The organism is Bacillus sp. SRB3LM (assembly GCF_015712745.1).
GTDB lineage: Bacteria > Bacillota > Bacilli > Bacillales > Bacillaceae_G > Bacillus_A > Bacillus_A thuringiensis_K.
In genome coordinates, this window is the sequence record NZ_VWVQ01000119.1 from 1 (window position 1) to 1,484 (window position 1,484).

A 1,484-nucleotide genomic window follows, 5' to 3' on the forward strand; every position below is an offset into this window, starting at 1 on the left:
AATGTGGTACAATCGCTTAAGGAAAATAAGACTTTAAAAAATGCACTAGATGCTATGAAAAATACTCCTATTCCAGTAGCAGTTAGGATGGTGGATACTGGAATAGGAATGAGGCTTCCTTATATAGAATCTTCAACTGTTGGAGAAGTAGCTGGAAAGTTTTCAAAAGCAAGTACGGCAGCTAAGGATGACGCTTATCAACTTGCTAAGGGTAGTGGTGGTTCAGGAGTTAGTAAGGAAGGTAGTGTGGCTAAGGGTACGGGTAAAACTGGGGGACCTGTTGAAGTCAAAGCACCACCAGGAGCGACAGATGAACAGATAGCACAAGTTAAGGCTTATGTTGAGGGATCTAATAAAGCTTTAGAAGCGGGTGCTTTATCACCAACAGGAAGAGTATCAACTAAAGGTAAATTAAGACAAGAAGCTTCACGTGCGGCAAGACTAGAAGGCAAGCGTGCTGCCGATAATGGAGAAGCATACAAGGGACATGTTGGTCATGTTCCCGATACAACTTGGATAGGGAAACCGGATCCTCATAGTTGGTTAGACCTTGACCCAAAAGTTAATATGAGCATAGGTGGACAGGCTAATAAATATCCAATTGGTTATAAACCTACAAAATTTAAGTTTGTAGAGGAGGAGTAGACGGTGAATAATTGGAAAGATAAGATAGCTACAATGATTTTAGTGAAGCAGGAGCTAATGAAACAAGATGTAGAAAAAATATGGCCACACCATTTTCCAGAGGTGGGAGCAAATGAAAAATCTATTTGCACTATTGAACAAGAATTGGGATATAAACTTGATTCAATGTATCGAGAATTTCTTCAATATGCCAATGGTTGGGCAGGTTTTTATCAAACGGTGGATTTATTTGGTACGGAGCAATTAAAGGAATCTTCTATAATGGATTATGCTCAGATGCTATTAAAAGCTATAGATGATGTTGTTTTAGAGGGTAGTGGTGTTTTAAGACATGAGCTACTACCAATTGCAGTTTCGAAATTTGATAGGGATTTATTTGTTTTATGTCTACCTTCTTCTTCTAGACCAGGAGAGATTATTTGGCTTGCGGGCGAAGAAATAGATAGATTTGAGAACTTTGACGAGTACTTTTTAGCAATGATTGACTATAATAGAGAAGAAATATTAGCTTTAAAGGGGTAGTTTATACAATTATGCTTGTTTTAAGTGTATTTTACTGTACAGCTATAAAAACATAAATACTGATAAATCTATAGCAAAATATATTTGAAGTGGACAGAAAACAAAATAGATATATTGTTACTACAAAACTTACAAATTTATGCTACTTAAAAACATATGAACTTAAAGCACTTGATTGTCAATTAAAGGCAACGAGTGCTTTTTTGCGTTTTAGCGTAGAAATAATGTGGTACAATCGCTTAAGGAAAATAAGACTTTAAAAAATGCACTAGATGCTATGAAAAATACTCCTATTCCAGTAGCAGTTAGGATGGTGG

3 protein-coding genes are annotated in these 1,484 nt (G+C 36.3%); all 3 read left to right on the plus strand.

The window, feature by feature from the left end; all coding sequences use genetic code 11:
- Positions 1–645 (plus strand): hypothetical protein (locus F3I02_RS34295; protein WP_230876935.1); only part of this gene is annotated, 645 nt, incomplete at its 5' end.
- A 3-nt stretch (positions 646–648) separates the two neighbouring features.
- Positions 649–1,167: an SMI1/KNR4 family protein gene (locus F3I02_RS33635; protein WP_196478861.1), complete on the plus strand. Its 519-nt coding sequence runs from the start codon at positions 649–651 to the stop codon at positions 1,165–1,167.
- 80 nt (positions 1,168–1,247) lie between these two features.
- Positions 1,248–1,427: a hypothetical protein gene (locus F3I02_RS35085; RefSeq protein WP_374058670.1), complete on the plus strand. Its 180-nt coding sequence runs from the start codon at positions 1,248–1,250 to the stop codon at positions 1,425–1,427.
- Positions 1,428–1,484: the final 57 nt, after the last annotated feature.